Origin of the sequence: Actinoplanes sp. NPDC048791 (assembly GCF_040650095.1) — a bacterium.
In the GTDB taxonomy this organism is placed as follows: Bacteria; Actinomycetota; Actinomycetes; order Mycobacteriales; family Micromonosporaceae; genus Actinoplanes.
Map to the genome: position 1 here is coordinate 1 of NZ_JBEZGQ010000608.1, position 5,212 is coordinate 5,212.

General features: G+C 73.3%; 6 protein-coding genes and 1 pseudogene. 4 read left to right on the forward strand and 3 right to left on the reverse strand.

Annotated elements, in window-relative coordinates; all coding sequences use genetic code 11:
- Window positions 1-207 precede the first annotated feature (207 nt).
- The 4 genes from AB0C29_RS32450 to AB0C29_RS32465 are packed head-to-tail and all read left to right on the forward strand — an operon-like array spanning window position 208 to window position 3,638.
- Window positions 208-768 (forward strand): sigma-70 family RNA polymerase sigma factor, encoded by a 561-nt coding sequence (locus AB0C29_RS32450; protein WP_360828296.1) that lies wholly within the window; start codon window positions 208-210, stop codon window positions 766-768.
- Entirely contained in the window at window positions 752-1,831 is a 1,080-nt protein-coding gene (locus AB0C29_RS32455; protein WP_360828298.1) for a hypothetical protein, read from the forward strand. Before AB0C29_RS32450 ends, AB0C29_RS32455 begins: the two co-directional genes overlap by 17 nt.
- On the forward strand, window positions 1,828-2,799 hold the full coding sequence (locus AB0C29_RS32460) for an ABC transporter ATP-binding protein (protein WP_360828301.1): 972 nt from the start codon (window positions 1,828-1,830) through the stop codon (window positions 2,797-2,799). The genes AB0C29_RS32455 and AB0C29_RS32460 overlap by 4 nt, the downstream gene beginning before the upstream one ends.
- Entirely contained in the window at window positions 2,796-3,638 is an 843-nt protein-coding gene (locus tag AB0C29_RS32465; protein ID WP_360828303.1) for an ABC transporter permease, read from the forward strand. The genes AB0C29_RS32460 and AB0C29_RS32465 overlap by 4 nt, the downstream gene beginning before the upstream one ends.
- A gap of 18 nt (window positions 3,639-3,656) precedes the next feature.
- On the opposite strand, the gene AB0C29_RS32470 is transcribed toward AB0C29_RS32465, so the two are convergent.
- From AB0C29_RS32470 to AB0C29_RS32480, 3 genes and pseudogenes are all read right to left on the reverse strand, one after another.
- Entirely contained in the window at window positions 3,657-4,631 is a 975-nt protein-coding gene (locus AB0C29_RS32470; protein ID WP_360828305.1) for an ABC transporter substrate-binding protein, read from the reverse strand.
- A 3-nt stretch (window positions 4,632-4,634) separates the two neighbouring features.
- Window positions 4,635-5,006 carry a ferredoxin family protein gene (locus AB0C29_RS32475; protein WP_360828307.1) on the reverse strand — a complete coding sequence of 124 codons (372 nt, stop codon included), beginning with the start codon at window positions 5,004-5,006 and terminating at the stop codon, window positions 4,635-4,637.
- Window positions 5,003-5,212 (reverse strand): annotated as a pseudogene (locus AB0C29_RS32480) (pyridine nucleotide-disulfide oxidoreductase); the annotation flags it as partial. The gene AB0C29_RS32475 and the pseudogene AB0C29_RS32480, both read right to left, overlap by 4 nt.

Sequence of the window (5,212 nt, forward strand, 5' to 3'; positions counted from 1 at the left end):
GAAGAAGGTCCGCCGGCCCATCGCGGGGCCGGCGTCCGGGTCGTCCCGCGTGTCCGTCTTTGTGTCATCCATGCCGGCATTCTCGCAGTGTCCCGGGCCGGCCGGGAAGTCCTGCGCGCCGGACCCCGGCCGGACACGATCGAGGTGGGGCGGATCCGGGTGTCACATCCGCGGCACCGGCGGTGCTCTGTAGATGTGGAGCAAGATGTGAAGCTCGTCAGGCCGGCCGGGCGAGAGGGTGGCGAGGCGGTGTCGACTCCTTCGGTACGGGGTGCCGTGCGAGCCGACCTCGAACAGGTCTTCCGCAGCGCCTATCCGCGGGTCGTCGCGGTCGCCGCCCGGGTGCTCGGTTCGCGGGACGAGGCCGAGGATGTGGCCCAGGAGGTGTTCCTGACCTTCGGGCGCTCCGCGGTGCCGGCCGGGGAGGCGGTGGGCTGGCTGTCCGTCGCCGCGGCGCACACGGCGCTCAACCATCTGCGCTCCAGCCGGCGACGTGCCGCCCGGGAGGAGGCCGCCGGTGACGACGGCGCCGTCTGGCCCGATGTCGCCGAGACCGTCGTGACCCTCGAGGAGCGCCGCCGGGTGCGCTCGGCACTGGCCCGGCTCCCTCGCAAGCACGCCGTGGCCCTGGTGCTGCGGCACAGCGGCCTCAGCTACGCCGAGGTGGCGGCCGCCCTGGATCTTTCCCCCGGCAGCGTGGGCACCACCGTGCGACGCGCCGAATCCGCCCTACGCAAGGAGTTGAACCGTCATGCGTCATCCGACTGACGGCACGCTGCGCCGGCTGCTGGACGAGCCGGCCGGTGTCGCCGACGCCGATCGTGAGCACGTCGCCGGTTGCCCGGCCTGCCGGTCCGGGCTCGCCACCGCCGAGCGGGACGCGCAGCTGACCCGGGCGGCGCTGGACGTCGACGTCACCGTAGACGTGGACGCGGGATGGTCCCGCCTGTCGCAGGCGGTCGCCATCGACAAGCCCCACCGGCAGCCGGCCACCGCCTCGCGGTGGCGTACGGCGCTGCGCAAGCCGGTGGTCGCCGCCTTCGCCGCGGTCGCCCTGCTCGGTGGGGCCAGCGCCGCGGCCGCCGCCGACTGGCTGCAGATCTTCCGGACCGAGCAGCTCGCCCCCGTGACGCTCAGCCAGGCCGACCTGGTCGCCCTGCCCGACCTGGACGCGTACGGCAAGGTCGAGATCACCCAGGAGGTGAAGGTCCGTCAGGTCGCCGACGCCGACGCCGCGGAGAAGGCCTCGGGGCTGGCCGTCCCACGGGTGCGCGAGCTGCCCCGGGGCGTGACGGGACAACCGGTGTACCAGGTCGGTGGCCGGGTGAACGCGGTGTTCACCTTCTCCGCCGACAAGGCGGCCCGGACCGCCGCCGCGACGGGCAGGACGCTGCCGCCGCCTCCCGCTGGTCTCGACGGCAGTCAGTTCCGGTTGAGCGCGGGTCCGGGCGTCGCCGGGGTGTGGTCCGAGGCGCGGGGCGTACCGGCGCTGATCGTGGCCCGCGTCGTCGCACCCACCGCCTACTCGGCGGGGATCCCGTTCCGGACGGCCGTGGACTACCTGCTGTCCCTGCCGGGTATGCCCGCGAGCGTCGCGTCGCAACTGCGCGGCTACACCGGCGACGCGACGACACTGCCGCTGCCGGTGAACTCGCAGTACCTGACCAGCTCCGCCACCAACGTCGGGGGCGCGCCCGCCACCGTGCTGGCCTCCCGGGACGGGCTGATCACTGCCGTGGTCTGGGTGAAGGACGGCGTCGTCACCGCGGTGGCCGGCTCACTGAGCGCCGACGAGGTGGTCTCGGTGGCCCGCGGGCTGGGGCAGCGGTGACCACCGAACCCGTGGTCACCGCCGAGCGGGTGCTCGCCGACCTGCCGCCCACGCCGGCCGTGTGGTGCTCCGGCCTGCGCAAGCGCTACCGCAAACAGACCGCTGTCGACGACGTGTCCTTCACCGTGGGCCGCGGCGAGGTGCTCGGCCTGCTGGGACCCAACGGCGCCGGCAAGACCAGCGTCATCAAGATCCTGCTCGGCCTGGTCCGGCCGGACGCGGGGGAGGTGCTGCTGCTGGGTCGCCCGGGTACGGACCCGCAGGCCCGCGCCCGCGTCGGCTACCTGCCGGAGCTGTTCCGCTACCAGCCCTGGCTCAGCGCCGCCGAGGTGCTCGCCCTGCACGTGCGGCTCGCCGGTGCCGCGGTGCCGGTACGGGAACAACGCGAGTGCCTGGCCCTGGTCGGTCTGGCCGACCGCGCCGGGGACCGGGTCGGTGGCTTCTCCAAGGGCATGCAGCAGCGCCTCGGGCTGGCCGTCGCGCTGGTGGCCCGCCCGGAGCTGGTGCTGCTCGACGAGCCGACCAGCGCGCTGGACCCGATCGGCCGGGCCGACGTCCGGGACCTGCTGCTCTCCCTCAAGGAACGCCGGGTCGCCGTGCTGCTCAACTCGCACCTCATCGGCGAGGTGGAACGGGTCTGCGACCGGGTCGTCATCCTCGACAAGGGCCGGGTGGCGGCCTCCGGCACCCTCGCCGAGCTGCTCGGTCAGCGCGAGCTGCGGTTGCGGCTCGACGAGGTCAGCGCCCAGGCGGAGGCTCGCTTGGCCGCCGCCGGGCCCCTGACCCGCAGCGGCGACTCGTACACGGTGACGCTGCCGGCCGAGCAGAGCGCCATGATGGTGCCCGACCTGGTGGCCGAACTGGTCCACCTCGGGGTCCGCGTGCACGCCGTCGAACCGGCCCGGATCAGCCTCGAGGAACGACTGCTGGACATCCTGCGCGCCGGCACCGGAGGGGACCACCGATGATCGCCCGTACCGTCCTGACCCTGGCCGTGCTCACGCTGCAGGAGGCCCTGCGCCGGCGGGTGCTGCGCTCGCTCGTCGTGATGACGGTCGTGCTGCTGTCGCTGAGCGCCTGGGGGTTCTACCGGCTGGACTCGGAGTTCGGCACGCTCACCACCGGGGAGGCCCGGATCGCCGCCTCCACGGTGCTCAACCTGGTGATGTTCGGACTGAGCCTGATCGCCGCGCTCGGTACGGCGTTCCTGGCCGGCCCCACCCTGGCCGGGGAGATCGAGTCCGGCATCGCGCTGGCCGTCATGACCCGGCCGGTGCGCCGCTCGGCCGTCCTGCTCGGCAAGTGGCTGGGCCTGGTCGCCTTCGGCAGCGGCTTCGTGGTCGTGGCCGGACTCGGGCAGCTCCTCATCGTCCGGATCACCGTGGGCTACTGGCCCCCGCAACCGGCCACCGGCCTGGCCCTGCTGGCGGCGCAGACCACGGTGCTGCTGACCCTGGGCCTGCTGCTGTCCACCGTGATCTCCCCGATGGCGTCGGGCATCGTGGCGGTCGGTCTGTTCGGCGCCACCTGGATCGCCGGCGTGGTCGGCATGGTGGGCGAGGCGTTCGGCAACGAGGGCATGGCCGGTGTCGGCACGGTGTCGCGGATGCTGCTGCCCACCGACGGCCTGTGGCGCGGGGCGATGCACGCGTTCCAGCACCCGGCCCTGTCGCAGTTCCCGGCGTTCGAGGACTCGCCGTTCCTGAGCGTGGCCCCGCTCACCACCACCTACCTGGCCTGGGCCGCCCTGTGGGTGGCGGTCGTGCTCGGCCTGTCCGCCCTGGCCTTCCAGCGCCGCGACCTGTGAGCGGCGCTGGAAGGAAGCTCAGGACTGCGCCACGATCCAGTCGTCCAGGTTGAAGTCGGTACGGATGAACTTCTGCTCCACCAGGAACTGCTTGGTCCCCTTGAGCAGCGCCAGCCCCTCGGGTGTGAAGGGCTCCGCCGGCCACTGGTCGGCGTGGGTGGAGGCCTCCACGATCTTCGGCGGGAAGCCGTTGATGCTCACCGTGTACGCCAGGAAGCCCGGCCAGTCGGCCTTGGCCCTGGTGGTGGCGTCGCGCTGGGCCTGCTGCCACGCGGACACGATGCCCGGCTGCGCCTTGAGGAACTTCTCGGTGACCACTGTGGAGCTGGTGCCCAGGTACTGGCGGTGGTCCTTGGACGCCAGCGTGATCAGGGGGTAGCCCTTGGCCTTCAGCGCCTCCACGTTGGCGATCGGTACGGCCGCGGCGTCCACGTCCCCGCGTTCCAGCGCCGCCTCGACGTCCGCACTGTAGATGTGGATGACCTCGGCCGGCTTGACGCCCGCGTCGCCGAGCGCGCCCAGCAGGTAGCGGTGGATGTACGAGCCGGTCTGCACCGCCACCTTCTTGCCGGCCAGCCCGGCGAGCGAGGTCGGGCCGCCGGACTTCTTGGCCAGGATGCCGGCGTCCAGGTTGATCTGGGACTGGGCGATCAGCCGGGTGGGCTGCTTGGCACCCCGGGCCACCAGGGCCGGGGTGTCGCCGTACGTGGCCAGGTCGAGCTCGCCGGCGGCCAGCGCCTGGTTGAGGTCGGGGCCGTTCGGGAAGGTGACGACCTTGACGCCGGTGACGCCGAGCGACGACAGCGCCGGGACCAGGCCGTTCTTGCTGTTGAGGTAGCCGACCGGGCCGGACAGCTTGTTGCCGTTGCCGATCGCGCCGATGCGCAGGGTGAAGGTGTCGCCGGGGCCGGCGGCCTCGGACGGCTCGCCGCCGCAGCCGGCCAGCCCCAGCAGCGCGGCGGTGGCGACGGCCAGCAGGGTTCTCGTACGCATCGGTCATTCTCCTTGGGCGGGTACGGGTGCGGGGGTGATCCGGGCGCGGCCCAGTTCGGGGCCGACGGCGGTCCGGGCGCCGGACTTGCGGCCACGGCCCCAGCCGAGCTCCTTGCGGTAGCTGCCGAGCAGGCCGGTGTCCGTGACGTGGTCCTCGTCGCGCAGCGGCGAGTCCGGTGGCGCGGGGTGGGTCAGCGGGGCGACGAACAGGGCGTCGGCCGGGCAGTGCGCCTCGCACATGAAGCAGGTCTGGCAGTCGCTCTGCCGGGCGATGACCGGTACGCCGTCGGCGCCGCGGTCGAAGACGTTGGTCGGGCACACCGCGATGCACACGTCGCAGGTGACACACCGGGAAGCCGAGACGACCTCGATCATGACGCCACCGCCAGTTCCGGGCGCGGGGCCGGCAGCGGCTCGGGCCGGACCCACAGCTCGTCGAGGCCGCCGACCGTGAGCCGGCGGTGCTGGGCCGGATCGAGGTCCGGGAACTCCTGGCGCCGGGCCATGCCGCGGCTCTCGGTCCGGGCCAGCGCGCTGGTGTACATCCACCGGGCGTGGGCGACCATCGCCGCGGCCTGCCG

Bases quoted from the DNA above. Each gene is read 5' to 3' on its own strand.
- AB0C29_RS32455 (WP_360828298.1), top strand. From the start codon at position 752: ATGCGTCATCCGACTGACGGCACGCTGCGCCGGCTGCTGGACGAGCCG.
- AB0C29_RS32470 (WP_360828305.1), bottom strand. From the start codon at position 4,631: ATGCGTACGAGAACCCTGCTGGCCGTCGCCACCGCCGCGCTGCTGGGG.
- AB0C29_RS32465 (WP_360828303.1), top strand. From the start codon at position 2,796: ATGATCGCCCGTACCGTCCTGACCCTGGCCGTGCTCACGCTGCAGGAG.
- AB0C29_RS32475 (WP_360828307.1), bottom strand. From the start codon at position 5,006: ATGATCGAGGTCGTCTCGGCTTCCCGGTGTGTCACCTGCGACGTGTGC.